The 26251-nt window shown below is 72.1% G+C and carries 20 protein-coding genes; 11 read left to right on the top strand and 9 right to left on the bottom strand.

All coding sequences use genetic code 11. The features are described from left to right. Window positions 1-220: 220 nt before the first annotated feature. The 6 genes from ACGFZS_RS42740 to ACGFZS_RS42715 all read right to left on the bottom strand — a co-directional run bounded on the left by ACGFZS_RS42740 (window position 221) and on the right by ACGFZS_RS42715 (window position 10790). Window positions 221-934 (bottom strand): M50 family metallopeptidase, encoded by a 714-nt coding sequence (locus ACGFZS_RS42740; RefSeq protein WP_355715871.1) that lies wholly within the window; start codon window positions 932-934, stop codon window positions 221-223. A 136-nt stretch (window positions 935-1070) separates the two neighbouring features. Then, the gene (locus ACGFZS_RS42735; protein ID WP_393799676.1) at window positions 1071-6971 is read right to left on the bottom strand and encodes an amino acid adenylation domain-containing protein; all 5901 of its coding nucleotides are present in this window, start codon (window positions 6969-6971) and stop codon (window positions 1071-1073) included. Further along, on the bottom strand, window positions 6968-7774 hold the full coding sequence (locus ACGFZS_RS42730; RefSeq protein WP_393799675.1) for a class I SAM-dependent methyltransferase: 807 nt from the start codon (window positions 7772-7774) through the stop codon (window positions 6968-6970). Before ACGFZS_RS42730 ends, ACGFZS_RS42735 begins: the two co-directional genes overlap by 4 nt. Next, window positions 7768-8472, bottom strand: coding sequence for a thioesterase II family protein (locus ACGFZS_RS42725; protein WP_393799674.1), 705 nt, complete (start codon window positions 8470-8472; stop codon window positions 7768-7770). Before ACGFZS_RS42725 ends, ACGFZS_RS42730 begins: the two co-directional genes overlap by 7 nt. Window positions 8473-8646: 174 nt before the next feature. Next, window positions 8647-10146, bottom strand: coding sequence for an ABC1 kinase family protein (locus tag ACGFZS_RS42720; protein WP_393799673.1), 1500 nt, complete (start codon window positions 10144-10146; stop codon window positions 8647-8649). A gap of 116 nt (window positions 10147-10262) precedes the next feature. Continuing rightward, a complete protein-coding gene (locus tag ACGFZS_RS42715; RefSeq protein WP_393799672.1) occupies window positions 10263-10790 on the bottom strand; it encodes a hypothetical protein in 528 nt (175 codons plus the stop codon). A gap of 242 nt (window positions 10791-11032) precedes the next feature. Between ACGFZS_RS42715 and ACGFZS_RS42710 the strand changes: the two genes are divergently transcribed. From ACGFZS_RS42710 to ACGFZS_RS42665, 10 genes are all read left to right on the top strand, one after another. Next, window positions 11033-11848 (top strand): SOS response-associated peptidase, encoded by an 816-nt coding sequence (locus ACGFZS_RS42710; protein ID WP_393799671.1) that lies wholly within the window; start codon window positions 11033-11035, stop codon window positions 11846-11848. A 34-nt stretch (window positions 11849-11882) separates the two neighbouring features. Continuing rightward, on the top strand, window positions 11883-12515 hold the full coding sequence (locus ACGFZS_RS42705; protein ID WP_393799670.1) for an alpha/beta family hydrolase: 633 nt from the start codon (window positions 11883-11885) through the stop codon (window positions 12513-12515). A 256-nt stretch (window positions 12516-12771) separates the two neighbouring features. After that, the gene (sigR, locus tag ACGFZS_RS42700; RefSeq protein WP_355715890.1) at window positions 12772-13452 is read left to right on the top strand and encodes an RNA polymerase sigma factor SigR; all 681 of its coding nucleotides are present in this window, start codon (window positions 12772-12774) and stop codon (window positions 13450-13452) included. Next, entirely contained in the window at window positions 13449-13763 is a 315-nt protein-coding gene (gene rsrA, locus ACGFZS_RS42695; protein WP_359220186.1) for a mycothiol system anti-sigma-R factor, read from the top strand. The genes sigR and rsrA overlap by 4 nt, the downstream gene beginning before the upstream one ends. Window positions 13764-13884: 121 nt before the next feature. Then, window positions 13885-15201 carry an HD-GYP domain-containing protein gene (locus ACGFZS_RS42690; RefSeq protein WP_393799669.1) on the top strand — a complete coding sequence of 439 codons (1317 nt, stop codon included), beginning with the start codon at window positions 13885-13887 and terminating at the stop codon, window positions 15199-15201. 477 nt (window positions 15202-15678) lie between these two features. Next, a complete protein-coding gene (locus ACGFZS_RS42685; protein ID WP_393799668.1) occupies window positions 15679-16911 on the top strand; it encodes an HD-GYP domain-containing protein in 1233 nt (410 codons plus the stop codon). A 114-nt stretch (window positions 16912-17025) separates the two neighbouring features. Further along, window positions 17026-18006, top strand: a complete 981-nt coding sequence (locus ACGFZS_RS42680; RefSeq protein ID WP_393799713.1) for a tetratricopeptide repeat protein — start codon at window positions 17026-17028, stop codon at window positions 18004-18006. A 73-nt stretch (window positions 18007-18079) separates the two neighbouring features. Then, a complete protein-coding gene (gene def / locus ACGFZS_RS42675; RefSeq protein WP_393799667.1) occupies window positions 18080-18730 on the top strand; it encodes a peptide deformylase in 651 nt (216 codons plus the stop codon). Window positions 18731-19021: 291 nt separating this feature from the next. Then, a complete protein-coding gene (cyc1, locus tag ACGFZS_RS42670; protein WP_393799666.1) occupies window positions 19022-20107 on the top strand; it encodes an epi-isozizaene synthase in 1086 nt (361 codons plus the stop codon). After that, entirely contained in the window at window positions 20104-21492 is a 1389-nt protein-coding gene (locus ACGFZS_RS42665) for a cytochrome P450 (RefSeq protein WP_359220196.1), read from the top strand. The genes cyc1 and ACGFZS_RS42665 overlap by 4 nt, the downstream gene beginning before the upstream one ends. A gap of 81 nt (window positions 21493-21573) precedes the next feature. Here ACGFZS_RS42665 and ACGFZS_RS42660 read toward each other — a convergent pair whose 3' ends face one another. Beyond that, complete coding sequence (locus ACGFZS_RS42660; RefSeq protein ID WP_393799665.1) at window positions 21574-22542, bottom strand: helix-turn-helix domain-containing protein; 969 nt, start codon at window positions 22540-22542, stop codon at window positions 21574-21576. Window positions 22543-22635: 93 nt separating this feature from the next. Between ACGFZS_RS42660 and ACGFZS_RS42655 the strand changes: the two genes are divergently transcribed. After that, window positions 22636-22812 carry a hypothetical protein gene (locus tag ACGFZS_RS42655; RefSeq protein WP_393666496.1) on the top strand — a complete coding sequence of 59 codons (177 nt, stop codon included), beginning with the start codon at window positions 22636-22638 and terminating at the stop codon, window positions 22810-22812. Between the two features lie 32 nt (window positions 22813-22844). Here ACGFZS_RS42655 and ACGFZS_RS42650 read toward each other — a convergent pair whose 3' ends face one another. After that, window positions 22845-23855 carry a ribonucleotide-diphosphate reductase subunit beta gene (locus ACGFZS_RS42650; RefSeq protein WP_393799664.1) on the bottom strand — a complete coding sequence of 337 codons (1011 nt, stop codon included), beginning with the start codon at window positions 23853-23855 and terminating at the stop codon, window positions 22845-22847. Next, a complete protein-coding gene (locus ACGFZS_RS42645) occupies window positions 23855-26224 on the bottom strand; it encodes a ribonucleoside-diphosphate reductase subunit alpha (RefSeq protein ID WP_393799663.1) in 2370 nt (789 codons plus the stop codon). The genes ACGFZS_RS42650 and ACGFZS_RS42645 overlap by 1 nt, the downstream gene beginning before the upstream one ends. Between the last annotated feature and the right edge of the window lie 27 nt (window positions 26225-26251).

The following is a 26251-nucleotide window of genomic DNA, read 5'->3' as shown; positions in this document are numbered from 1 at the left end:
GGGTCACTTTAGTGGCAGGCCGTCTGTGGGGGGTGGTCGCGGCCGGTGGGCGAACGCGGCGCCGTCGTGGCTGGTCGCGCAGTTCCCCGCGCCCCTTCAGGGCGGTTGTTGTGCCGCGGGGTGTGAGGTGCTGGTCGCGCCCGCGCGGCGGAGCCGCATATCGATACGGCCCCGCGCCCCTTTGGGGGCGCCTGTCGTGCCGTCGGCTGCGATGTGCTGGTCACATGTCGAGCAGCCAGCGCCCCCCGCCGATCAGCGAGCACAGGGACACCACGTGGAACAGGAACAGCCAGACGGCCGCCGGTAGATGGGTGAGGCGGGAGAGCTGGTCGGCGTCGGAGTCGCCGGCGCCGCCTCTTGACCGCTTCGCCTGGAGCTCGAACGCCGGACGTACGCCTCCGAGCAGCAGGAACCACACCACCGCGTACGCGAAGGCGGCCTGGACCTGGGGGCCCGCCAGCCAGGACACCAGGAGGAAGGCGCCGCCGGTGAGGAAGACCGTGAGGACGCCGTAGGCGTTGCGGATCATGACCAGCATGACGAGGAGGAGCGCGGTGGCGGCCCAGAGGAGGAGGGTGATGCGGCCGCCGCCGAGGAGGGCCGCGCCGCCGAGGCCGAGGAGGGGCGGGGCCGTGTAGCCGGCCGCGGCGGTGAGGATCATGCCGATGCCGTGCGGCTTGCCGCGGCTGACGGTCAGGCCGCTGGTGTCGGAGTGCAGACGGATGCCGGTGAGCTGGCGGCCGGTGAGGAGGGCGACCAGGCCGTGGCCGCCCTCGTGGGCGATCGTGATGGCGTTGCGGGATATCCGCCAGAGGCTGTGCGGGACGACCACGGCGGCCGCGGCGGCGAGCGTCGCGATCACCACCCACAGGTCCGGGTCGGGCTGGGTGCCGGTCAGCTCGTCCCAGAGAGAGCTCGCTGTGCTGGTGTCCATGGTGTCCGGTCGTTCCCTCTCCTCGTACCGAAGTCGGCAGTGTGACACGTATGTATGTGTGGACGGCATGTCAACGGCCTGGAGAGGGAGAACGTCCCCGGACACCCGGACACCCGGACACCATGTCCGGGGGGAGTCAGACTGTGCCCGGTGCCTCCGCCCTGCGCCGGTCCACCGCCGTCGCCAGGTCGGCGACCGTGCGGGAGGTGAAGATCTCGCGCAGGCTGATCGAGATCTGGAAGCGGTCGCGGATCCGGGCGATCAGCCGGGTCGCGGCCAGGGAGTGTCCGCCGAGGTCGAAGAAGTTGTCCTGGACGCCCACCCGGGGCACGTCCAGGACCTCGCACCACAGGGTGGCCAGCTGGTGCTCGGTGGCGGTGCGCGGGGCGACGTAGCCGGTGGCCGGGTCGCCCTGCCGGGGGGCCGGCAGCCGGCGCCGGTCGACCTTGCCGTTGGCGCTGAGCGGCCAGCTGTCCAGGGTCAGGACGTGCTCGGGGACCAGGTGGGCGGGGAGCCGCTCGCGGAGCCAGTCGCGGAGCCGGTCGGTGAGGGGCGCCGGCTGGGCGGACCCGGGAGCGGCCGTACGGTCCACCCGGCCGCCCACCAAGGCGTGCGCCAGCAGGTGGCGGTCGCCGAGCGCGAACAGCGGCTTGAGCGGGTCGAAGTCGAGTTCGCCGATGGGGCACAGGCCCACGTCGGTGCCGGCCGCCCAGTCCATCAGGAGCTGCCCCATGTACCCGGCCTCCAGCAGGCACAGGTCGCGGGCGAGGGAACCGTACAGCGGCTCGATCGCGGCCAGGTCGGCCACCAGGAACAGGGTGAACCCGGCCGCGTCGACGACGGCGCGGTTGTGCCCGGCGTGCGCCCCGGCGCCGATCGTCACGTCCTCGCCGAGCAGCACCAGGGCGTCGCGCACCGGGTCGGCGTAGTACGCGCCGGGTGCCAGACCGGCCACCGCCCCGGCCTTCACGTGCAGATACGTCTGGACGGGATACAGGCCCCCGGCGGACGGATAGCGGCACTTGGCCAGCCCGTCCACCTCGTCCTGCCCCAGCAGGCCCAGGCAGGCGGCCAGTTCGGCGAGGGCGACGGGTTCGTCGAGGAAGACCCGGTCGCTGCGCCTGCGGGACGGTCCGGCGGGGACCCGGGGCAGCGGCACCCGGGGCCGGCCGGGCTCCCGGCGCAGCCCGTGCCGGGCCAGTTTGAACTCGGCCCGGGCCAGCGGGTCGAGCACCTCGATGCCGGCGCGGCGCCCGGCCTCGAAGGCGGCCGGGTCGGTGCGATCGCCGGGGACGACATAGGCGACCAGGCCGTCATGGCCGGGGCGGTCCTCCCGGGAGGTGGCCGTGACGACGGCCGAGGCGACCTCGGGATGGGCGAGCAGCGCCGACTCGATCTCGCCGGGCTCGACGCGCTGGCCGCGGATCTGCACCTGGAAGTCGGCCCGGCCCATGAACTCCAGGGTGCCGTCCGGACGCCACCGCCCCAGGTCCCCGGTGCGGTACATCCGCTCCCCGGTCCCCGGGTGCGCCACGAACACCGCGTCGGTGCGCTCGGGATCGCGCCAGTAGCCGTCGGCCAGGCAGACCCCGGAGACGTACATCTCGCCGGTCACCCAGTCCGGGCAGTCCCGCAGCCCGTCGTCGAGGACGTGGTAGCGGACGTTGGCGATCGGGGTGCCGTACGGGATGCTCCGCCACTCCGGGTCGAGGCCGGTGACCGGATACCAGATGCTCCACACCGTCGTCTCGGTCGGACCGCCGATGGAGACCACCGAGACGCCCGGCACCAGCTCCCGCAGCCGGCCCGGCACGGGCAGCGGGATCCAGTCGCCGCCGAGGATCACCAGCCGGAGGGAGGCGGGCCGGGCCCCGCTCTCCAGGAGCATCTCCATCATCGCCGGCACCGAGTTCCACAGCGTGACCCGGTGGCGGGCGACCAGCTCCGCCCAGTGCGCCGGGTCACGGCGGTCGGCGGCGGCCGGGACGACCACGCTGCCGCCCGCGCCGAGCAGCCCGAAGAGGTCGAAGGCCGACAGGTCGTGGTGGAGCGCCGTGACGGCGAGGCAGCGGTCGCCCGCGTCGACCCCGTACGTCTCGATCGTCTGGACCAGGCAGTTGACCAGCGCCCGGTGCGGGACCATCACGCCCTTCGGCTCGCCCGTGGAGCCGGAGGTGAACATCGTGTAGACGAGGTCGTCCGGGCTGCCGGGCGCGGGCAGCGGGGTGTCGTCGGCGACGGCCGGCACCGGGCGGTCGACGCACAGCCGTGAGCGCCCGTCCAGCGGCACCTCCAACAGGACTTCCAGGTGGGACTGGGTGAGGACGAGGCCCACCTCGCCCCGGTCGAGCAGGTGCCGCACGCGCCGGGCGGGCAGCTCGAGGTCGATCGGCAGATAGGCGGCGCCGGAGAACAGCACGCCGTAGGCCGCGACGACCTGCTCCCAGCCCTTCTCCATGATGATGGCGACGAGCCGGCCGGGCCGCGCGCCGTGGGCGCGCAGCCAGCGGGCCACCTGCCGGGACTCCTCGGCGAGCCGGGCGTACGACAGGGTCCGGTCCGGGGCGATCACCGCAGGGGCGTCGGGGCGGAGCGCGGCCTGCCGTTCGAACAGCTGCTGCACCTGGAGGGCGGGGACGGGACGCTCGGGGCCGGCGGCGGAGTGCTCCGGCAGGTGGACCGGCGCGGGGTGCGACCAGGTGTCCTCGTCGGTGGCGAGCCGGTGCAGCAGGGCCGTCTGGGCGTCGAACATGGCGTCGACAAGACCGTCCGGGAAGAGCGCGTCCACCGAGTCCCAGTTCAGCAGCAGCGCCCCGTCCTGCTCGTGGGCCTGGCAGTCCAGGGTGACCTGCGGGGTCTGGGAGATGGTGAACACCGGCGTGAGCAGCCGCTCCAGCGGGGTCCGCTCGGCGGCGGCGAAGGCGAGGTTGCTGGTCATCACCACCGGCATCAGCGCCCGGTCGTAGCCGCCCTGCAGCCGCATCAGCTCGCGCAGCACCTCCACCCCGCTGACGGCCGCGTGCCGCAGATCGTCCCGGAGCCGGTGCTGCACCGCCCGGGCCCGCTCCAGAAAGGTCCCGGCGTCGCGGTGGTCGACCTCCAGGAGCGTGAAGGAGGCGAACTGGCCGAGCACCTCGTCGTACGACGGGTCGCGCACCGGCCGGGTCAGGCGCGGCACGTTCAGCGTGAAGTGGCGGCTGTTGCTCCAGACGGCCAGCACCTCCGCGTAGACCGCGAGCAGCAGGGCGCTCGGGGTCAGCCCGGCCCGCGCCGCCCGCTCCTTGAGGCCGCGCCAGGTCGCGGCGGACAGCACGGTGTCCCGGCGGGTGAACCGCGGCACGCCGACCGGCACGGCCCGGGACGGCAGCTGCGGCGCCGGGGGCAGCTCCGGCAGCCGACGCCACCAGTAGTCGTACGCGCGCCGGTACTCGGGCAGGTCCCGGCGCGCGATCTCGGCGTGCACATGGTCGCGGAAGGACCTCGCGGGCGCCGGAAGCCGGAGGCCGGGCTCGCAGTAGAAGCGGGACAGGTCGTCGAAGAGCAGCCGTCCGGAGGAGAAGTCGGCGATCAGCGAGTCCACGCTGAGATGGATCCGCAGCCCGTCGTCCAGGCGGGTCGCGGTCACCTCGAACAGCGGCCACTGCCCGGCGGGCCGCACTTCGTGCGAGAGCCGCTCCCGGACCGCGGCCAGCTCGGCCTCGGCCGCGTCCTTCTCGTGTCCGCGCAGATCGGTCACCCGGATCTCGTACGGCGGCACCTCGGGCAGGATCCGCTGCTCGTTGCTGTCGGGCAGCATGACCGCCCGCAGCATGGGGTGCCGGTCGATCACCCGCCGCCAGGCCTGCTCGAAGCGCGGCAGGTCGAGATCGGGGGCGTCGAACTCGACGTACACGTGCGTGGAGACGTTGCCCAGCTCGAAGGTGCCGGTGCGGCCCAGGCAGTAGGCCTGCTGGGTGTCGGTCTGCGGGAAGGGGGCGTGCGGGTCGTCCGGCGCCGGGGGCGCCTCGGCGGACGCCGACCTCGGGAGTGCGCCCACGGCGGCGGCGAGCGCGGCGACGGTCGGGGCGTCGTAGAGCGCGTCCTCGGGCAGGGACACCCCGAGGTCGCGCTCGATCAGTCCGGCGAGCCGGAGCATGGCCAGCGAGTCCAGGCCGAGGCCCGGCAGCGATTCGTCCCGGCCGGGGCGCCGCCCGGACCCGCCGGGGGCGAGGGAGGCGACGAGCCCGGCCAGGTACTCCTCCAGGGCGGGGCCCGCCAGGACGGATTCCGGCTCGGAGGATCCCTCGGTCCACTCGGCCACCACGCTCAGCGCCCCCGCGCCGAGCGCCGCCCGGGTCGCCCGGCGCTGGATCTTGCCGCTGGAGGTCTTCGGCACGGTCGAGGCGCGGACCAGGACGAGCCGGTGCAGCCGGACGTCGAACTCCGCGGTGACCGCCCGGCCGACGGCGGCCGCCACCTCGGCCACCGGCGGCACGTCCGCACCGCGCCGCACCTCGGCGACGACGACCAGCCGCTCCACCCCGTCGCCCGCGTCGGTCCCGAGGGCGGCCGAGCCATGGGCCCGCAGTGCCGGGTGGGCGCCCTCCGCGCAGCGCTCGATGTCCTGCGGATAGAGGTTGCGGCCGCGCACGATGATCAGGTCCTTGCTCCGCCCGGTCACGAACAGCTCGCCGTCGCGCAGGAATCCGAGGTCGCCGGTGCGCAGGAAGGGACCCTCGCCGCCCGCCGTGACGGCCCCGAAGACGGCCGCGCTCTCCTCGGGCCGGTTCCAGTACCCCCTGGCCACGTTCGGCCCGCCGACCCAGATCTCCCCGACCTCGCCGGGCCGGAGCGGGCTGCCGTCCGCCGGGTCGACGACGAGCAGCCGCTGCCCGTCGACGGCACCGCCGCACCCGACGACCGTCCGGCGCTGACCGGCCCCGCCGGGAAGCACCCGGTGCGCCTCCAGCGCGGCGGCGTCCAGCGTGACCGCGGCCCCTTCGGTGAGCCGGTTCCCGCAGGACACCATCAGCGTGGCCTCCGCCAGCCCGAAGCTGGGCCGCAGCGCCTCCCGCCGCATCCCCCAGGGCGCGAAGTGACCGGCGAACCGGTCCAGCGTCGTGGCCGGCACCGGCTCCGCGCCGACGACCACGCTCTCCAGGCAGGCCAGGTCGAGCGGCTGGTGGGCGGCGGGGTCGACCCGCTCGACGCACAGGTCCAGGGCGAACGGCGGTACGGCGGTCAGGGTGGCGCCGTACCCGGAGACCGCGCGCAGCCACTGCACGGGGTCCAGGACGAAGGTGCCCGGCGCCATCAGCACCCCGGGGAAGCCGCCGAACAGCGGCTGGAGGATGCCGCCGATCAGCCCCATGTCGTGGAACGGCGGCAGCCAGCTGACCAGGCGGGAGTCCTCCGTGGTGCGCAGCCGCCGCTGGATCTGCGCGGAGTTGTGCAGCAGATTGCCGTGGGTGACCATCACGCCCTTGGGCACGGCGGTGCTGCCCGAGGTGTACTGCAGGAAGGCCAGGCCGTCCCGGTCGGCGCCCGGGTCCGTCCACGCTTCGGGGCCGGCGGCCGGGTCGCCGTCGGCCAGCCCGTCGTCGGTCAGGCCTTTGCCGGTCAGGCCTTCGTCGGTCAGCCAGGGGATGCCCCGGAGCTCGGCCAGGTGCTGCCGGGCGGTGGCCGCGGCCCGGTCGCCGGCGAGCACGGCGGCGGGTGCCGCGTCCGTGACGATCGCGCGCAGCCGCGCCGCGTTGCGGGCGTGCGGCGGATACGACGGTACGGCCACCGTTCCCGCGTACAGGCAGCCGAAGAACGCGGTCAGGTACGCGGTGCCCGGTGGCTGCAGGATCAGCACCCGGTCACCGGGGGCGCAGTGGGTCCGTAAGGCCGCCGCCACCCGGCGGGCATCGCGGTCCAACTCGGCGTAGGTGAGGGCGGATTCCTCTGCGCCGTGGCTGTCGAGGAAGACGTACGCCTGCCGGTCGGGCTGCCGCGCCGCGCGGGTGCGGAGCAGGTCGACGAGGGTGCGCGGGGTGGTCTGGAGAGAGGTGGTCACGCTGTTCCTCCGGTTTCGGTCGAAGACGGGGGTGTCGAAGAAGGGGGTACCGAGGGGGGTGCTTCCGTCGGGTCGGGCTCTCCCGGAACCCCGGGTTTCTCCGCCCGCACCCACCGCGTCGGCACCCACGGCCCGCTCCACCACATGCGGTGGCCGACGTCGGCCAGGGTCACGTCCCGCGCGCCGGCGGTGAGCAGCAGGTCGCGGTACTGGCCGGTGTGGAAGATGTCGACGAGGAGCAGCCGCCCGCCCGGCCGCAGCACCCGGTACGACTCGCGCACCGCCTCCGAACGGCCCCGCGCGTCGGTGATGTTGTGCAGCGCCATGCTGGACACCACGAGGTCGAACCGGCCGTCCTCGAAGGGGAGTCGCCGCATGTCCGCGGTGACCAGGTCGATCCGGTCGGCGACCCGTTCCCGGCCGGCGTTGTCCAGGGTGGTCGCGGCCTGGTTGCCGGACTGGTCGACGGAGCGCCACAGGTCGACCCCGGTCACCCGCCCGCCGGGCACCCGCCGGGCCACCGCGGTCAGCACCGCGCCGCGCCCGCAGCCCAGGTCCAGGACCTGTTCGTCGCCGCGCAGCCGGAGCCCGTCGAGCAGCTCCTCCCAGACCAGGAACTTGCCGCGCACGCTGGCGTGCAGGAACAGCCCGGCCGGGGCGGCGGTCACCGCCGGGATGCGCAGCAGCCACCGGGGCGCCCCCGCGGCGACCGCCACCAGCGGCAGCACGACCGAGCCGCCGAGCCCGAGCAGCCAGCCGGGCGCGTCGACGCCGTACCGGCCCTGCCCGTCCGCGCCTACCACGCCGGCCCCTCGGTGGTCAGGAAGGCCAGGACCTGCGCGGCCGAGGCGAAGACGAAGAAGTGGTCGCCGGGGAAGACCCGGACGGTGACGTCGGTGCCCAGGTCGCGCCAGCGCTCGACCTCGGCGGGGGTGGCGGCGGGGTCGGCGGCCCCGCCCAGGGCGATCAGCGGGATGCCGGGGCGCAGGACGGCACGGGTCCGGTAGGTCTCGGCGGCCTCGAAGTCGGCCCGCAACTGCGGCAGGAAGAGCGCGCACCACTCCTCGTCGGCCAGCAACTCCGGCGGGATGCCGCCTAGTTCCCGGAGTCCGGCCGCGAACTCCGGGTCGGGCAGCGGGTGCAGGGCGGGGGTGGAGCGCGGGATGTGGGGCGGCACGCTGCCGGAGACGACCAGCGCGGCGGGCGGACGGGCGGAGTCCTGGAGGGCCAGGCCGAGTTCATAGGCGAGCAGCGCGCCCATGCTGTGGCCGAACAGGACGTACGGGAGCCCTTCGGCCCGGCGGGCGAGGGGGCCCGCGAGGCGCTGCGCGAGCCGTACGACCGACGTCTCGGCGGGCTCCGTCATCCGCACCTCACGGCCGGGCAGCTGGACGGGGACGACCTCGGTGCCGGGGCCGAGCAGCCGCTGCCAGGGCCGGAACACCGAGCCGCCGGCGCCGCCGTGGGGGATGCAGAAGAGCCGGACACGCGGACGGGACACGCCGGGCAGGGCGTGCGGGAACCACGAGGGTGCTGTTGTGACACACACGGGCAGACAGAGACCTTCGGTTCACGGGTGACGGGTCACGTCACACGAAACGGATGGAATGGAGGTGAAGTGAAATGAAGTGAAATGAAGTGGAGTGGAGTGGACGGGGGCGACGGCGGCGGGAGGTCACGCCCGGCGCCGCCGGTGGTCCAGATAGAGCGCGAGGGCACCGAGGGCGAGCGCCACGTTCGGGCCGGTTCTGCCGCCCTGGGAACGGGTCGGCACGACCTCGCTGAACTGCACCCGCAGGCTGCGGTCGGCGATGTCGTCGTTGAGCGCGCGGAGTTGTTCGGAGGCGCCGGCCTGGGTGAGGGTGGCCTCCAGGAGCCGCCGGGCCGACTGCTGCGGGGACGCGGTCTCGCGCACCATGTGCAGGACGATCCGGGGGACCTCGCGCTGGAAGACGTCCACCAGCGCCAGCTCGGGTGCCAGACAGCGCACCGAGCCCTCCAGGTTGGCGAAGGACTTGCCGAGGAGCGAGACCGCCGGGCAGGAGGCGATGGACCGGCGGGTGGACTTCTCCAGGACGCTGGTCAGCGTGATGCCGAAGTTCAGCTCCGCGAGGGACGCCGTCGCGATCTTCGGTACGAGCGCCGCCATGTCCTGGGAGAAGCCGGGGATGTCCGACCACGGTGTGGTGCGGCCCATCTCCACCCAGGCCTTGGCCAGGCCGTGCCCGTCGTTCTGGGCGACGGCCATCAGCACCAGCAGCAGCCGCATGCTGGTGCGCTGGTCGATCCGGCCGATCATGCCCCAGTCGATCAGCGTGGCCTCCCCGTCCTCGGTCACGAAGACGTTCCCGGCGTGCGGATCGGCGTGGTAGATGCGCTCGATGAAGTAGCTGCGGTACATGAACGCGATCAGCTCGCGGCCGACGGCGAGCCGGTCGCGGTCGCGCAGGGCGGCCGGGTCCGCCTTGCGCACGGAGACGCCGGGGGCCATCGACTGGACCAGGACGCCCTCGGTGGCGGCCAGCACGTTCGGCACGGACAGCCGCGAGAAGCCGCGCAGCGCCTCGCGCGCCCGGTCCATGTTCGCCGCCTCCTTGGTGAAGTCGAGCTCGGGCTCCATGGCGTCGAAGACCCCGCCGAGCATGGACTCGACATCCACCACCGCGCTGAACCTCGGGGCCACCCGGGCGGTCAGCCGCGCGGCTTGGCGCAGCAGCGCCATGTCCGCCAGCACGGTCTCCCGGATGCCGGGCCGCTGCACCTTGATCACCCCCGGCCGGCCGTCGGCCAGGGTGACCCGGTGCACCTGGGCGAGGGAGGCGGCGCCGAGCGGGCGTTCGACGTCGATGTCGTCGAAGTACCGCTTCCAGTCCGGCCCGAGGTTCCGCTCCAGTACGGGTTCGAGCTCGGAGAACGGCTGGACGTCCACCTCGTCGTGCAGGTTCTGCAGCTCCTCGATCATGATCGGGGAGACCATGTCGGGCCGGGTGGAGAGCATCTGGCCGATCTTCACGTAGAAGGGCCCCAGGCTCTCCAGGGCACCGCGCACGGCCCGGGCCCGGCGCCGCTCCCGCTCGTCCGGGGCGTCGGACGGCGGGGCCGCTCTGGTCTCGCCGAGGACCTGTTTCAGTACGGCGGCTACCGTCCGCATCCGGCTGCCGGTGCGCGGGGCCATGGACGGGGTTCCTTCCGGTGGCGCGCGCACCGCGACGGAGTGCGGGTCCGTCGCGGTACGCGGACGGGCGGGGCGTGCGGGGTCCGGGAGCCGGAGCGGCGCTGCGGCCTCCGGCGCTACGACTTCCTGGGCACGCTCTTGGTGACCGCGCCGATCGCTCCGGCCGCGTCGAGCAGTGGCTCCACCGTCTTCAGCGCCTCCATCAGCAGGCCGACCACATCGGTCAGTTGCTGGATCTGCTGCGGCAGCGCCGCCAGCTGCCGGGGGAGCGCGCCCAACTGCTGGGGGATCGCTCCGAGTTGCTGGGTGACCTCACCGGCCGCCTGGGCGCCGGCGGCACCGAGCCCGCCAACGCCGCCCGCTCCGCCGATCCCGCCGAGCCCGCCCGCTCCGCCGGACAGCAGGGCCAGGGCCGCGAGGTTGCGGTTCTTGTTCTTGTTGCTCTTCTTCTTGTCGTCGTCCTGGAGCAGGGACATGGCCGTGAGCGTGCGCAGCGTGTCCCCGGGCATGGCCGCTAAGGCGTGCGCGGGCAGTCCGAAGGGCAGATCGTCGTCGTCGTCCCGGTCGAGCAGGTCGTCCCAGGCCTTCTTCCAGTCGTCGGCGACATCGCCGTAGAAGTCCTTGATGGTGTCGATGGTTCCCACAGAGGTCCTTCCTGGTGAATCTCGGGAAAATGCATCCGAAGCGCTTAAAAATCTAGCAAGTCACCTGGAAGGAGAGAAGTAATAGAATTTTGCACTACTTGCGGATGTTTGCCTCATCTGCCTCACACCCACGGGTGGCGGACCAGCGGATATGCCAGACGTGTGTGCCCGGCCCCGGGCCGCCGGACGCGGTTTCCGCCGTCCGGGCTTCAGCCCTGGGAGTGAAATGTAGGGTTGTGAAGATGTGCGGACGGTACGCGTCGAGTCGTGGGCCCGGGGACCTGGCCGGAATCTTCGAGGTCGAGAAGTGGGAGCCCGAGGAGGCCCTGGAGCCGGACTACAACGTGGCCCCCACCAAAGAGGTCTACGTGGTCCTGGACCGGCCCCTGAAGGACTCGGACGACAAGCGGCCCGTCCGCCAACTGCGCAGGCTCAAGTGGGGCCTTGTGCCCTCCTGGGCCAAGTCGCCCGAGGGCGCCGCCCGGATGATCAACGCGCGGGCCGAGACCGTGCACGAGAAGCCGTCGTACCGCCGCGCCTTCGCGACCCGCCGCTGCATCGTCCCCGCCGACGGCTACTACGAGTGGGTCACCGCGAAGGACGAGCGGGACCTGGAGGTCGAGGGCAGGAAGAAGCGGCCGCGCAAGCAGCCGTACTTCGTGCTGCCCGCCGACGGGTCCGTCTTCGCCATGGCGGGGCTGTACGAGTTCTGGCGGGACCGCACGCTGCCCGACGACCACCCGCTGGCCTGGTGGGCGACCTGCTCCGTGATCACCACGGAGGCGGAGACCTCGCCGCTGGCGGTGGCACCGGCCGAGGGGCCGCGCACGCTGGCGGACATCCACCCCCGGATGCCGCTGATGCTGACGCCCGACCGCTGGGACGCCTGGCTGGACCCGGCGCGCACCGACGCCGAGGACCTGCGCCCGCTGCTCGCCCCGCCGCCGGAGGGCCTCATGCGCGCCTACCCGGTCGCCACGGCCGTCAGCAACGTCCGCAACAACGGCCCGGAGCTGCTGAAGGAGCTGGAGGGGCCCGAGGAGGGCACGCTCTTCTGAGCTTCTGAGCTCCCGGCCTGGCTAGCCTTCTGGCGTGACCACATCGAAGATCGTCGGTACGGAGGCGGGGGACGCCCGCGTCACCTGGTTCGAGGCGGAGCGGGCGCGGCTGGTGCTCGCCGTGAGCCATGGGGCGGGCGGCGGGATCGAGGCGCGGGACCTGCAAGCGATCGCCGCGGTGCTGCCGGAGCACGGCGTGTCGGTCGCCCTGGTGGAGCAGCCCTGGCGGGTCGCCGGCAAGAAGCTCGCGCCCGCCCCGAAGACCCTCGACACGGGCTGGCGGGGCGTGTGGCCCGCGCTCGCCGCGCCCGGGCTGCCGGTGGTCTCCGGCGGCCGCAGCGCGGGCGCCCGCGTCGCCTGCCGTACCGCCACCGAACTGGGCGCGGCCGCCGTGCTCGCCCTGAGCTTCCCGCTGCACCCGCCGGGCAGGCCGGAGAAATCGCGGGCCGAGGAGCTGCTGGGGGCCGGGGTGCCCACGCTCGTCGTGCAGGGTGGCAACGACCCGTTCGGGAAGCCGGCCGAGTTCCCGGCGGGGGACTACAAGCTGGTCGAGGTGGCGTACGGCGACCACGGCTTCGCGGTGCCCAAAAGGGCGGACCTGGGGCAGGAGGAGGCAGTGGCGATCATCACGCGGGCGGTCGTCGAGTGGACCGTGTCACTCGGGTAACGCACGGGAATGTCGGGTGGCCGACCACTGTTGAGGCGGACAGAAGTGCTGGAACACCAGCGCCGACGCCGTACGAGAGGAAGTCCGCCGCATGGGTTCGACCATCTGCCCGAGCCGCGACAGCCGTGCTGACCTGGACTGGTCGGTGCTGCATGCGGCGAAGACCGCTCCTATTCGAGCGGCGGCAGGCACGGGTCGTGTTCTATCCTCCGATTCGAGTGGGATCGGTTTCGGTCCTGCCCGGGATCTTGAGGAGGTGGGTCCGGTCACCGGTACCGACGCAGGGACCGACAACGGCCAGGCGGAGCCCGAGGGCCAGGGCGTGGGCGCGGAGTCGTCTGCGGAGCGCACCGCGCGCTTCGAGCGGGACGCGCTCGAATTCCTCGACCAGATGTACTCGGCCGCGCTGCGCATGACGCGCAACCCGGCCGACGCCGAGGACCTGGTGCAGGAGACCTACGCCAAGGCGTACGCGTCCTTCCACCAGTTCCGCGAGGGAACCAACCTCAAGGCGTGGCTCTACCGCATTCTCACCAACACCTTCATCAACTCGTACCGCAAGAAGCAGCGCGAGCCCCAGCGCTCCGCGGCCGAGGAGATCGAGGACTGGCAGCTCGCCCGCGCCGAGTCGCACATGTCGACGGGTCTGCGCTCCGCGGAGTCGCAGGCGCTCGACCACCTGCCCGACTCGGACGTGAAGGAAGCGCTGCAGGCGATCCCCGAGGAATTCCGCATCGCCGTCTACCTCGCCGACGTAGAGGGCTTTGCGTACAAGGAGATCGCGGACATCATGGGGACACCCATCGGTACGGTGATGTCCCGGCTGCACCGGGGCCGCCGCCAACTCCGCGGCATGCTGGAGGACTACGCGCGTGAGCGCGGGCTCGTCCCGGCCGGCGCCGGAGAGTCGAACGAAGCGAAAGGCTCGGGCTCATGAGCTGCGGAGAGCCGCACGAGACGGACTGCAGTGAGGTACTCGATCATCTGTACGAGTTCCTCGACAGTGAGATGCCGGACGTCGATCGCGTCAAGTTCAAGCAGCACTTCGACGAGTGCTCCCCCTGCCTGGAGAAGTACGGGCTGGAGCAGGCCGTGAAGAAGCTGGTCAAGCGGTGCTGCGGCCATGACGACGTACCGAGCGACCTGCGGGCCAAGGTGCTGGGCCGGCTGGACCTGATCCGGTCCGGCCAGACCGTCCCCGAGCACGACGTGACCGCGGCCGCGCCGGTCACCCCGCAGGAGAGCTGAGCGCTCCGCTTCGCGCGCCCCATCACCCGAACGGGCTAATCCCCGGGTCATAAGCCCCCGGACCCGCCGGCTCCCGCCCTAGGCTCCGGAGCCTGGACAGGCATGGTCGGGGGAGGGCGCGATGGAGGCGGTTCCGGCACGGGTACGCGCCTACGTGTCCTGTGTCGTCCTCGGCGCCCTGTGCTGTCTGCTGCCGCTGCCCGGCCTCCGTACGCCCTGGTGGGCCGTCGCCCTGCTCGCCGCGCTGTACGCGGGCTGCGAGCACGTCGTACGGCGCCGGCTCGGCGGCACCTTCTACCCCGTGCTGCTCGCCGGTGCCTTCCTGCTGCCGCCGCCCGCCGCCGCGCTCGTCCCGCTGCCGGGCGCGCTGCTCTCGCACGTCGACCAGCGGCCCCGGGCGCTGCGCCGGGTGTGGCGGGCCGCCGAACTGGCCCTCGCCGTGTGGGGCGCGGGCAGTGTGCACTGGGCGCTCGGCGGGCGGGACGCCGTCGTGGGCTGCGACTTCCCGTACGCGCTGCTGCCCTGCGCCGCGGCCGTCCTGGCGTTCTGCGGAGTGCTGGCCCTGCTCGACGGCGGGATCCTGGCGGTCGCCGACCGAGTTCCGGTACGGCGGGCCTGGCGCGGCCTGCTCGCCCGCTCCCTCGCGCCGATCGGGGTGCACGGGCTCGCCGGGCTGATGATGGCCGTGCTCTGGCGCAGCCCCTACGGCCCGGTCGCGGCCCTCCTGGTCCTGCTGCCGATGTGCGTGTCCTGGTGGGTGTTCGCGCAGTACCACCGGGAACGGGCCGCCCACCAGGCCACCATCCGCGCGCTCGTCCAGGCCGTCGACATCAAGGACGGCTACACCCGGGGCCACAGCGAGCGGGTCGGCCAGGCCTCCGTGCTGATCGCCCGCGAACTCGGCATGGACGACGAGCGGGTCGAGGTGCTCCGCTTCGCCGGGATCCTGCACGACGTCGGGAAACTGGGCGTCCCCACCCGGCTGCTCCGCAAGGACGGACCGCTCACCCCGGAGGAACGGCGGATCATCGAACTGCACCCCGAGTACGGACACGAGATGGTGCGCGGGATCTCCTTCCTCGGCGAGGCCCGCGCCGCGATCCTCCACCACCACGAGCGCATCGACGGCAGCGGCTACCCCTACGGCCTGGCCGGCGCCCAGATCCCGGAGTCCGCCCGCGTGGTCGCCGTCGCCGACGCCTTCGACGCGATGACCTCCACCCGCTCCTACAGCCGCGCCCGTCCGGTGGACACCGCCCTGACGGAGCTACGACGCTGCGCCGGCCGCCAGTTCGACGCCGGCGTCGTCGAAGCACTGGTACGCGCCCTCGCCAGACACGGCTGGCGCCCCGAGGTCACCGCCGACTCCCCGCCCAACCCCCCGGCCCCGGCCCTTCCGAGCAGCAACCGCCACAGCGCCGGCCGGGCGACCCGGTGAGCCCCGCCGAGCCGACCACCGGGCTTCAGGTCTCCGGTCGGGTGGGCAGCGGGTGGTTGAGTGTTGGAAGGGGGTCCTGGTGAGCGCCGTCGGGTCAGCCACCGGGCTCCGGGTGAGGGTCGTCGGGGCGACCACCGGCCTCCCGGTCTCCGGCCGAGCGGGCAGCGAGCGATTGAGCGTCGGGAGGGGTCCTGGTGAGGGTCGTCGGGGCGACCACCGGCCTTCCGTTCTCCGGTCGGGCGGGCAGCGAGTGGCTGAGCGTCGGGAGGAGGTCCCGGTGAGCGCCGCCGAGCCGACCACCGGGCTCCCGGTGAGGGTCGTCGGGCCGACCACCTGGCTCCCGGGCTTCGGTCGGGTGGGCAGCGGGTGGTTGAGGGTTGGGAGGGGGGCCCGGTGAGGGGCGTCGGGCTTACGGACGCTGGACTTCCGGCTCACCGGCCCGGCGTGGAGGCGTCGGTCGTGTGTGGGCGGGGGGTGGTGCCCTGTGCCCTCTCGGTCATTCGTGTTGCCGCCCTTCTGCTGGTCCTCGGCTGTCTCGCGGGCACGCTCTGGGAAGGCCTCGACAACCGGGGGATCGCTTTCGCCTTCGGGGTCCTTGTGGTGGTCGGTGAGTTCGCCCGCTGGACCGGCGCGGACGTCCGGGAGGCCGCCCCGCTCGGGGCCGCGGGAGGGCTCGCGTACGCCCTGCTCGGCGCCGACGCCGGGGTCGCCACGCGGGACGGGGCCTTCCAGGTCGTCGCCGTGGTCGGCGCCGCCTCGCTGCTCGGCAACGTGCCGCACATCGCCGCCGGCCGCCGGCCCACCCTCGACCACCTGGCCCGCCGGGTCCTGACCGTCGGCTTTGCCGCGATCTGCTTCCAACCCCTCTACAGCAGGGGTGTGTTGGAGCAGTGGGGCGGACCGGCGTACGCGCTGCTGCTGGTCGCGCTGCTGGTGCTCACCGCGCTGTGCGACGCCGTGCTGGCGGCGGCCCAGGCGCACTCCCGGACCGGATGGCCGTTCGGGCCGCGGCTGCGGGACGAGCTGCGCGGGCTGCTCGGCATCGGGTCCGCCGTGTGCGCCACCGGCGCGGTGATGGCGCTGGCCGTCGCCGTCGTGGGGCTGTGGGCGCTGCCCGTCTTCTGCCTGCCCCTCCTCCTCACCCAGCTGTCCCTGCGCCGGTACGCGGCCGTCCGGGCCACCTACCGGCAGACCATCGCCTCCCTCGCCCGCGCCACCGAGATAGCGGGGTACACCCCGGCCGGGCACGCCCGCCGGGTCGCCACGCTCAGCCAGGCCGTCGGGCGGGACCTGGGGCTGTCCGGAGCGGAGCTCACCGTGCTGGAGTACGCGGCGCTGATGCACGACATCGGCCAGCTGAGCCTGGTCGACCCGGTGCCGGCCGGAGCCACGGCGGTACTGCCGGCGGCGGAACAGCGGCGGATAGCGCTGCTCGGCGGGGCGGTCGTACGGCAGACCGGGGTGGCCGGTGCGGTCGCCGTGGTCGTGGAGCGGCAGGCCGACCCGTACCGGGAACAGCCGGTCGCCGCGCGGATCGTGCGGGTCGTCAACGCGTACGAGGAGAAGGCTCGGGATTCCGGGCCCGGCGGGCCGCTGACCGCGCTGGAGGAGTTACGCCTGGCCACCGCGGGGGACTACGCTCCCGAGGTCGTGGAGGCCCTGGCCCGCGTGCTCTCCAGAGACTGTCTGACCCTGCGCGCGGCTGGGTAACCCATGGGTAATGAGCGGCCCTCCCGTCGTACGTGGTTGGATGCGAGGGAGAGGGTGATGTCCGGGGGCACAAGCCAGCCCACTGTGCGGAACTGGAACTGGCAGGCGGGAATCGTGAGGATCTTCGGCAAGGGACGGCACCGGCCCTCCGCCTCCTGGCGGCAGGCCACCGATCGCGCCTTCACGCTGATCGGCGACGGCCGGTACGAGGACGCGGGCGAGCTGCTGACACGCGCCGCCGATCTGGAACCCTGGCTGTCCGAGTCCTGGTTCAACCTCGCCCTGCTGCACAAGTTCCGGCACGACTGGGAGCAGGCCCGGGCCGCGGGGCTGCGGGCGGTCGCCCTCCTTGACCGCGAGACCGGGGCGCCCGACTGGTGGAACGTGGGCATCGCGGCGACCGCGCTGCAGGACTGGCCGCTGGCCCGGCGGGCCTGGCAGGCGTACGGGCTGCGGGTGCCCGGCGGGCCCACCGCGTCTGCGGAGCCGACCGGGATGGACCTCGGCAGCGCCGCCGTACGGCTCTCCCCGGAGGGGGAGGCCGAGGTGGTGTGGGGGCGGCGGCTGGACCCCGCCCGGATCGAGGTGCAGTCCATTCCGCTTCCCTCCTCCGGACGGCGCTGGGGCGAGGTCGTCCTGCACGACGGGGTGCCGCACGGCGAGCGGACCACGGCGACCGGGCACGCGTACCCCGTCTTCGACGAGATCGAGCTGTGGGCGCCGTCGCCGGTGCCGACCTGGGTGGTGCTGCTGGAGGCGGCGACGGAGGCCGACCGGGACGCGCTGGAGCAGCTGGCGGGGGACGCCGGGTTCGCGGCGGAGGACTGGTCCTCCTCCGTGCGGCTGCTGTGCCGGATGTGTTCCGAGTCGCGGATGCCGTCCGACGAGGGCGACGGGGTGCACCTCGATCCCCATGACCACAGTGAGCCGGGGCATCCGGGGCCGCTCGGGCATCGGACGGACGGGCAGCTGTGGGTACCGGAGCGGGAGTGCGGGGTGGCCGCGCCGGCTTCGCTGGTGCGGGGGCTGCTGGACGGGTGGGTTGCCGACAGCCCTGATTCCAGGGACTGGCGGGATTTGGAAGAGGTTTGCTGAGCGGCCGGTGACCAGCCCCCTTTAGGCTGTACTCCCAGAATGTTCCAGGCTTGTAGGAAGGCTTACGTCCGTCATGGCGCAGCAGGACACCGATCAGCAGCACGCGGGCGTGCTCCCCGTGGACGACGAGGGGTTCGTCGTCGACACCGAGGGGACCGAGGAGCGCGAGAACGCCTGGCGTGAGCGGGGGACCTCGCGGCCCATCACCGTCGTCGGGAACCCGGTGCTGCACAAGGAGTGCAAGGACGTCACCGAGTTCGGGGCGGAGCTGGAGCAGCTGGTCGCCGACATGTTCGCCAGCCAGCGGGCCGCCGAGGGCGTGGGCCTGGCCGCCAACCAGATCGGTGTCGACCTGAAGGTCTTCGTCTACGACTGCCAGGACGACGAGGGCGCCCGGCACGTGGGCGTGGTGTGCAACCCGAAGCTCGTCGACCTGCCGGCCGAGAAGCGGCGGCTGGACGACAGCAACGAGGGATGCCTGTCGGTGCCGACCGCGTACGCCCCGCTCGCGCGCCCCGACTACGCCGAGGTCACCGGGCAGGACGAGAAGGGCAACCCGATCAAGGTGCGCGGCACCGGCTACTTCGCTCGGTGTTTGCAGCACGAGACGGATCACCTGTACGGCTACCTGTACATCGACCGGCTCTCCAAGCGCGAGCGCAAGGACGCGCTGCGGCAGATGGCCGAGAACGAGCCACGCTACCCCGTGGTCGCCAACGACTGAGACACACAGGGCAGATGTGACGCCTGGTCGGGACTGTTCCGACCAGGCGTTCGTCATGTTCGGTCAGACTCGCTCGTCTGTGCGTCGCACATTCGATCCTTTGTGCGCCCCTAGCGATCCCTAACCAGTCACACAAGGGGAGATTCTCGGCACTGTGGGGTAGTGAATGAAGCAAATCCGTTCCCAGACCGGTCAGTTGTGGTGCTGAATGGAAGTGCGGGGATACGCAACGGCGCACGCCCGGCACAGCGGGAGGGGCGTGCGCTCCTGGCGGCTGAGAGGGGTTTGTTCGTGCATGCTTTCCCACGCAGCACCACATCGACGCCGACGGCGCTCGCGGTTCCACCACAACTCGCCCTGCCGTTGATCGAGGCCGAGTTTCCCCGGCAACTGCATCCGTATTGGCCGCGGCTCCAGGAGATGACCCGCCTCTGGCTCCTGGAAAAGCGGCTGATGTCGGCGGACAAGGTGCAGGAATATGCCGACGGTCTTTGCTACACCGACCTCATGGCCGGGTACTACCTGGGCGCCTCCGACGAGGTGATCCAGGCGATTTGCGACTACAGCGCCTGGTTCTTCGTCTGGGACGACCGGCACGACCGCGACGTCGTGCACGGCCGGACCGGGGACTGGCGGCGGCTGCGGTTCCGGCTGCACGCGGCCCTCGACGCCCCCCTGCACCATCTGCGCCACCCGGACACCGTGGTCGCCGGGTTCGCGGACAGCGTCGCGCGGCTGTACTCGTTCCTGCCGCAGACCTGGAACCAGCGCTTCGCCCGGCACTTCCACGCGGTGATCGAGGCGTACGACCGCGAGTTCCGCAACCGCACCAAGGGATATGTTCCCGGGGTCGAGGAGTACCTCGCCCTGCGGCGCCTCACCTTCGCACACTGGATATGGACGGACCTGCTGGAGCCGAGTGCCGGGACCGAACTCCCGGACGCGGTAAGGAAACACCCGGCATACCGCCGTCCGGCGCTGCTCAGCCAGGAATTCGCCGCCTGGTACAACGACCTCTGCTCGCTGCCCAAGGAAATAGCGGGCGCCGAGGTCCACAATCTCGGGATCAGTCTCGTCACCCACGAGGGAATGAGCCTGGAACAGGCGGTCGAAGAAGTCAGGCGACGCGTCGAGGAATGCATTCGTGAATTCCTGGTCGCCGAGCGGGACGCCCTTCGGCTCGCCGAGCAACTCGACGACGGCACCGTACGCGGAAAGGAAACCGGTGCCGCGGTCCTGGCCTGTGTCGCCAATATGCGGAACTGGTTCAGTTCCGTCTACTGGTTCCACCATGAATCCGGCCGGTACATGGTCGACAGCTGGGACGACCGGTCCACGCCCCCGTACGTCAACAACGAAGCGGCAGGTGAGAAATGACCGTCGAGTCCGTGAAGCCCGCGGCCACCGAGGCTTCCGTACCGAGTGCACCGAGCGAACTGCGTGAACCGCCCCTCGCCGGGGGCGGCGTGCCGATACTCGGCCACGGCTGGAAGCTGGTCCGCGACCCGCTGGCCTTCATGTCCCGGCTGCGCGAGCACGGCGACATGGTGCGCCTGCGCCTCGGCCCCAAGGAGGTGTACGCCGTCACCGCGCCGGCGCTCACCGGCGCCCTCGCCCTGAGCCCCGACTTCCTCATCGCGGGGCCGCTCTGGGAGTCCCTGGAGGGGCTGCTCGGCAAGGAGGGCGTGGCCACCGCCAACGGGCCCCGCCACCGGCGCCAGCGCCGCACGATCCAGCCCGCGTTCAACCTCTCCGCGATCCCCGGCTACGGGCCGATCATGGAGGAGGAGGCGCACGCGCTGACCGAGCGCTGGCAGCCCGGCGCCACCGTCGACTGCACCTCGGAGTCCTTCCGGGTCGCCGTCCGGATCGCCGCCCGCTGCCTGCTGCGCGGCGAGTACATGGACGAGCGCGCGGAGCGGCTGAGCGTCGACCTCGCGAGTGTCTTCCGCGGTATGTACCGCAGGATGGTCGTACCACTCGGCCCGCTGTACCGGCTGCCGTTGCCCGCCAACCGTGAATTCAACCGGGCGCTGGCCGATTTGCATCTCCTGGTCGACGAGATCGTCGCCGAGCGCCGGGCATCTGGTCAAAAGCCGGACGATTTGCTGACGGCATTGCTCGCGGCGAAGGACGAGAATGGCGAGCCCATCGGGGAACAGGAGATCCACGACCAGGTGGTCGCGATACTCACCCCCGGCAGCGAAACTGTCGCGTCCACGATCATGTGGCTGCTCCAGGTGCTCGCCGAACACCCGGAACACGCGGAGAAGGTACGGACCGAGGTCCAATCCGTGACGGGCGGTCAGCCGGTTGGTTTTGAACACGTTCGCCGGCTCACGCACACCAACAATGTCGTCGTCGAGGCGATGCGTTTGCGGCCCGCCGTATGGATATTGACGCGGCGCGCCAAGACCGACACCGAGCTCGGCGGCTATCGCATTCCGGCGGGGGCGGACATCGTCTACAGCCCCTACGCCGTCCAGCGGGACGCCCGCTCGTACCCCGGGCACCTCGACTTCGACCCGGACCGCTGGCTGCCGGAGCGGGCCAAGGACGTACCCAAGTACGCGATGAGCCCCTTCAGCGTCGGCAACCGCAAGTGCCCCAGCGACCACTTCTCCATGACCCAACTGAGCCTGATCACCGCGGCGTTGTGCGCCAGGTACCGCTTCGAACAGGTCCCCGGGTCGGACGACGCGACGCGGGTGGGCATCACCCTGCGCCCCCAGCGCCTGCTGCTGACGCCCGTGCCCTGGTGACGGCCCGATCGGCAGGCACCTCCTGATACCGGCGCGCGCTCAGGCGGCCCACCCGGCCCCCGGACGCGCGCCGGTAGGCGTTCAGGCGGCCGCCTCCGGTCCCCGGAACGCGCGCCGGTAGGTGTTCGGCGTGGTGCCCAGCTCCTTCGTGAACTGATGCCGCAGCGCGGCCGCCGTGCCGAAGCCGGTGCGGGACGCGATGGCGTCCATGGTCTCGTCCGTCCCCTCCAGCAACTCCTGGGCCAGCAGCACCCGTTGCCGCAGGATCCAGCGGTACGGCGTGGTGCCGGTCTCCTGCTGGAAGCGGCGGGCGAAGGTGCGCGGGGCCATCAGGGCGCGGGTGGCGAGCTGTTCGACGGTGACCTCCTGGTCGAGATGCTCGGTCATCCAGGCCAGCACCTCGCCGACCGTGTCGCAGGGGCCGTCCGGCAGCGGGCGTTCGATGTACTGGGCCTGGCCGCCGTCCCGGTGCGGGGGCACCACCATCCGCCGGGCGATCTTCTTGGCCACCTCGGGGCCCTGTTCCTTGCGGACCAGGTGCAGACAGGCGTCGATACCGGCGGAGGTGCCCGCGGAGGTGATCACCGGGTCCTCGTCGACGTACAGCACGTCCGGCTCGACCCGGGTGCGCGGGAAGCGGCGGGCCAGCAGGTCCGCGTGGCGCCAGTGCACGGCGCACCGGCGCCCGTCCAGCAGCCCGGCGGCGCCCAGTACGAACACGCCGGAGCACACGCTCAGCACCCGGGCGCCCCGGTCCACCGCCCGGCGCAGCGCGTCGAGCAGCTCGGGCGGATAGTCCCGGGCGACGTTGGAGTCGGAGGCCGGGACGGCGATCAGATCGGCCTCGTCGAGGCGGTCCAGGCCGTACGGCGTGGAGACGGTGAGGCCCGGCACATGGGTGCCGAGCGACGGCCCCTCCGCCGAGACCACCGCGAAGTCGTACACCGGCAGCCCCTCGTCGGAGCGGTCGAGGCCGAAGACCTCGCAGACCACTCCGAGCTCGAAGGGGTGCACACCGTCGAGCAGTACGGTCGCCACGTTCTTCAGCATGCTGCCAGTGTGCCTCGCCGCTGGCAGTAATTCGAGGGTGCATGGCAGTGCTGCCACTCACGGTAAGGAGCATTCGGCGCCACAGTGGTGTCCATGAACGGAAACCAGATCGAAGGTCTCATCGGAATGGTCCTGGTCCTCGGCATCCTGGTCCTCATGGCCCTCCCGTCCGTGCTCGGCGTCCTGCGCGACCGGCGCATGGACCGGCAGATCAGGGCGGCGCGGCGGACCAGGGACGCCGCCCACCGGGGAAAGTCCCTGATCGCATAGCCTCTCCAGGAAAGCTGAGTACGAACGGCGGGTCAGAAGTCCTCGTCCAGGTCGACGGTGCCCTCCACCGCCACCTGGTACGCGGACGGGCGCCGCTCGAAGAAGTTCGTCAGCTCCTGGACGCCCTGCAGCTCCATGAAGGAGAACGGGTTCTCCGAGCCGTACACCGGGGCGAAGCCGAGCCGGCCGAGCCGCTGGTCGGCGACGCACTCCAGGTACTGGCGCATCGAGTCGGTGTTCATGCCCGGCAGACCGTCCCCGCACAGATCGCGGGCGAACTGCAGCTCCGCCTCGACGGCCTCCCGCAGCATGTCGGTGACCTGCTGCCGGAGCCCGTCGTCGAACAGCTCCGGCTCCTCCTTGCGGACCGTGTCGACGACGTCGAACGCGAAGCTCATGTGCATCGTCTCGTCGCGGAACACCCAGTTGGTGCCCGTGGCGAGACCGTGCAGCAGACCCCGGCTGCGCAGCCAGTAGACGTACGCGAAGGCGCCGTAGAAGAACAGGCCCTCGATGCACGCGGCGAAGCAGATCAGGTTGAGCAGGAAGCGGCGGCGGTCGGCCTGGGACTCCAGGCGGTCCAGGTTCTCCACCGAGTCCATCCACTTGAAGCAGAACTCGGCCTTCTCGCGGATGGAGGGGATGTTCTCCACGGCGGCGAACGCGGCCGCGCGGTCCTCCGGGTCGGGGAGGTAGGTGTCCAGGAGCGTCAGATAGAACTGGACGTGCACGGCCTCCTCGAAGAGCTGGCGCGACAGGTACAGGCGCGCCTCCGGGGAGTTGATGTGCTTGTACAGGGTCAGCACCAGGTTGTTCGCCACGATCGAGTCGCCGGTCGCGAAGAAGGCGACCAGCCGGCCGATCAGGTGCTGCTCGGCGGGCGTGAGCTTGGCGAGGTCGGCGACGTCCGAGTGGAGGTCGACCTCCTCCACGGTCCAGGTGTTCTTGATGGCGTCCCGGTAGCGCTCGTAGAAGTCCGGGTAGCGCATGGGGCGCAGAGTCAGCTCGAAGCCGGGGTCGAGAAGGTTCTGGTTACTGGGCATTACTGGCAGGCCTCGCAGGACTCGGGGTTCTCAAGGGAGCAGGCGACGGCGTCGGGGTCGGCCGTCTGCTGCACGGGGATGGTGGCCTGGGCCTGGGCCGCTCGGGCGATCCGGGTCGCCGGGCGCGAACGCAGGTAGTACGTCGTCTTCAGGCCCGACTTCCAGGCGTACGCGTACATCGAGGAGAGCTTGCCGATGGTCGGCGTCTCCAGGAACAGGTTCAGGGACTGGGCCTGGTCCAGGTACGGGGTGCGGGCGGCGGCCATGTCGATCAGGCCGCGCTGCGGGATCTCCCAGGCGGTGCGGTAGAGGTCGCGCACGTCCTGCGGGATCCACACGAAGTCCTGCACCGAGCCGTTCGCCTCGCGCAGCGCCTCACGGGTCCGGGCGTCCCAGACGCCGAGGCTCTTCAGCTCCTCCACCAGGTACGAGTTGACCTGGAGGAACTCGCCGGAGAGCGTCTCGCGCTTGAAGAGGTTGGAGACCTGCGGCTCGATGCACTCGTACACGCCCGCGATCGAGGCGATGGTGGCGGTGGGCGCGATGGCGAGCAGCAGGCTGTTGCGCAGACCGGTGCTCGCGATCCGCGCGCGCAGCGCCGCCCAGCGCTCCGGCCAGGTGAACTCGACACCGTAGTGGTCGGGGTGCAGCACACCCCGCGCGGTACGGGTCTTCTCCCAGGCCGGCAGCGGGCCGCAGCGCTCGGCGAGGTCGGCGGAGGCCTCGTACGCGGCGAGCATGATCCGCTCGGCGATCCGGGTGGAGAGCGCCTTGGCCTCGGCGGAGTCGAAGGGCAGCCGCAGCTTGAAGAAGACGTCCTGGAGGCCCATCGCACCGAGCCCGACGGGACGCCACTTGGCGTTCGAACGGCCCGCCTGCTCGGTCGGGTAGAAGTTGATGTCGACGACCCGGTCGAGGAAGGTCACCGCGGTGCGGACCGTCTCGTCCAGCCGCTCCCAGTCGATGTCACCGGTCGCCGTGTCGACGAACGCGCCGAGGTTGACCGAGCCGAGGTTGCAGACAGCCGTCTCGCCGTCGTCCGTGACCTCCAGGATCTCCGTGCAGAGGTTGGAGGAGTGGACGACATGGCCGGGGACGGCCGTCTGGTTCGCGGTGCGGTTGGCCGCGTCCTTGAAGGTCATCCAGCCGTTGCCGGTCTGCGCGAGGGTCCGCATCATCCGGCCGTACAGGTCGCGGGCCGGGATGGTCTTGCGGGCGAGCCCGTCGGCCTCCGCCTTGCGGTAGGCCGCGTCGAACTCCGCGCCCCACAGGTCCACCAGCTCCGGCACGTCGGAGGGGGAGAACAGCGACCACGGCTCGTCGGCGTTGACCCGGCGCATGAACTCGTCCGGGATCCAGTGCGCCAGGTTCAGGTTGTGCGTACGGCGGGCGTCCTCACCCGTGTTGTCGCGCAGTTCCAGGAACTCCTCGATGTCGGAGTGCCAGGTCTCCAGGTAGACCGCGGCCGCGCCCTTGCGCCGGCCGCCCTGGTTCACGGCGGCGACCGAGGCGTCCAGGGTCTTCAGGAACGGCACGATGCCGTTGGAGTGCCCGTTGGTCCCGCGGATCAGCGAACCGCGCGAACGGATCCGGCTGTACGACAGCCCGATGCCGCCGGCGTGCTTGGAGAGGCGGGCGACCTGGTGGTAGCGGTCGTAGAGGGAGTCCAGCTCGTCCTTCGGGGAGTCGAGGAGGTAGCAGGACGACATCTGGGGGTGCCGGGTGCCGGAGTTGAAGAGGGTGGGGGAGGAGGGGAGGTAGTCGAGGCGGCTCATCAGCCGGTAGAGCGCGGCGACTTCGTCCAGCGCGCGGGAGGTGTCGCCCTCGGCGAGGCCGGCCGCGACCCGGAGCATGAAGTGCTGGGGGGTCTCGATCACGCGCCGGGTGATCGGGTGGCGGAGCAGGTAGCGGCTGTGCAGCGTGCGCAGGCCGAAGTAGCCGAAGCGGTCGTCGGCGGCCGGGTCGACCAGGGCGTCGAGGCGGGCCGCGTGGATCCGGGCGAACTCGGCGGTGCGGTCGGCGATGAGGCCCTCGCGGTGGCCGACGGCGACCGACTCCGTGAAGGACGTCACGCCCTGCGAGGCGGCCTCGGCGCGGACGGAGACGGTGAGCAGGCGGGCGGCCAGCCGCGAGTAGGCGGGGTCCTCCGAGATCAGACCGGCGGCGGCCTCGGTGGCCAGCTCGCGCAACTCCGACTCGTCGGCCCGCGCGGACCGGCCGCGCAGCGCGGCGGCGGCGACCCGGCCGGGGTCGGCGTCGGGGAGGTCGGCGGTCAGCTCGGTCAGGATCCGCAGCAGGGCCGTTCCGGGACCGTCGGTCTCCGGCACGGTCGTGGTCGCTGAAGCCGGTTCGGCTGGCGCGATGGTCACGTGGGGCTCTCCCTCGCTCGGCACGGG

The sequence above is a fragment of the Streptomyces sp. NPDC048288 genome, from assembly GCF_043201555.1.
Lineage (GTDB): Bacteria > Actinomycetota > Actinomycetes > Streptomycetales > Streptomycetaceae > Streptomyces.
Note: the sequence above shows the minus strand (reverse complement) of the source record. Positions and strands in the feature narration are given on the sequence as shown.

Excerpts from the sequence above, each read along its gene's own strand:
- ACGFZS_RS42740 (WP_355715871.1), bottom strand. The coding sequence starts at position 934 with ATGGACACCAGCACAGCGAGCTCTCTCTGGGACGAGCTGACCGGCACC.
- ACGFZS_RS42720 (WP_393799673.1), bottom strand. The coding sequence starts at position 10,146 with ATGGCCCCGCGCACCGGCAGCCGGATGCGGACGGTAGCCGCCGTACTG.
- ACGFZS_RS42710 (WP_393799671.1), top strand. The coding sequence starts at position 11,033 with ATGTGCGGACGGTACGCGTCGAGTCGTGGGCCCGGGGACCTGGCCGGA.
- rsrA (WP_359220186.1), top strand. The coding sequence starts at position 13,449 with ATGAGCTGCGGAGAGCCGCACGAGACGGACTGCAGTGAGGTACTCGAT.
- ACGFZS_RS42690 (WP_393799669.1), top strand. The coding sequence starts at position 13,885 with ATGGAGGCGGTTCCGGCACGGGTACGCGCCTACGTGTCCTGTGTCGTC.
- def (WP_393799667.1), top strand. The coding sequence starts at position 18,080 with ATGGCGCAGCAGGACACCGATCAGCAGCACGCGGGCGTGCTCCCCGTG.
- ACGFZS_RS42665 (WP_359220196.1), top strand. The coding sequence starts at position 20,104 with ATGACCGTCGAGTCCGTGAAGCCCGCGGCCACCGAGGCTTCCGTACCG.
- ACGFZS_RS42660 (WP_393799665.1), bottom strand. The coding sequence starts at position 22,542 with ATGCTGAAGAACGTGGCGACCGTACTGCTCGACGGTGTGCACCCCTTC.
- ACGFZS_RS42655 (WP_393666496.1), top strand. The coding sequence starts at position 22,636 with ATGAACGGAAACCAGATCGAAGGTCTCATCGGAATGGTCCTGGTCCTC.
- ACGFZS_RS42650 (WP_393799664.1), bottom strand. The coding sequence starts at position 23,855 with ATGCCCAGTAACCAGAACCTTCTCGACCCCGGCTTCGAGCTGACTCTG.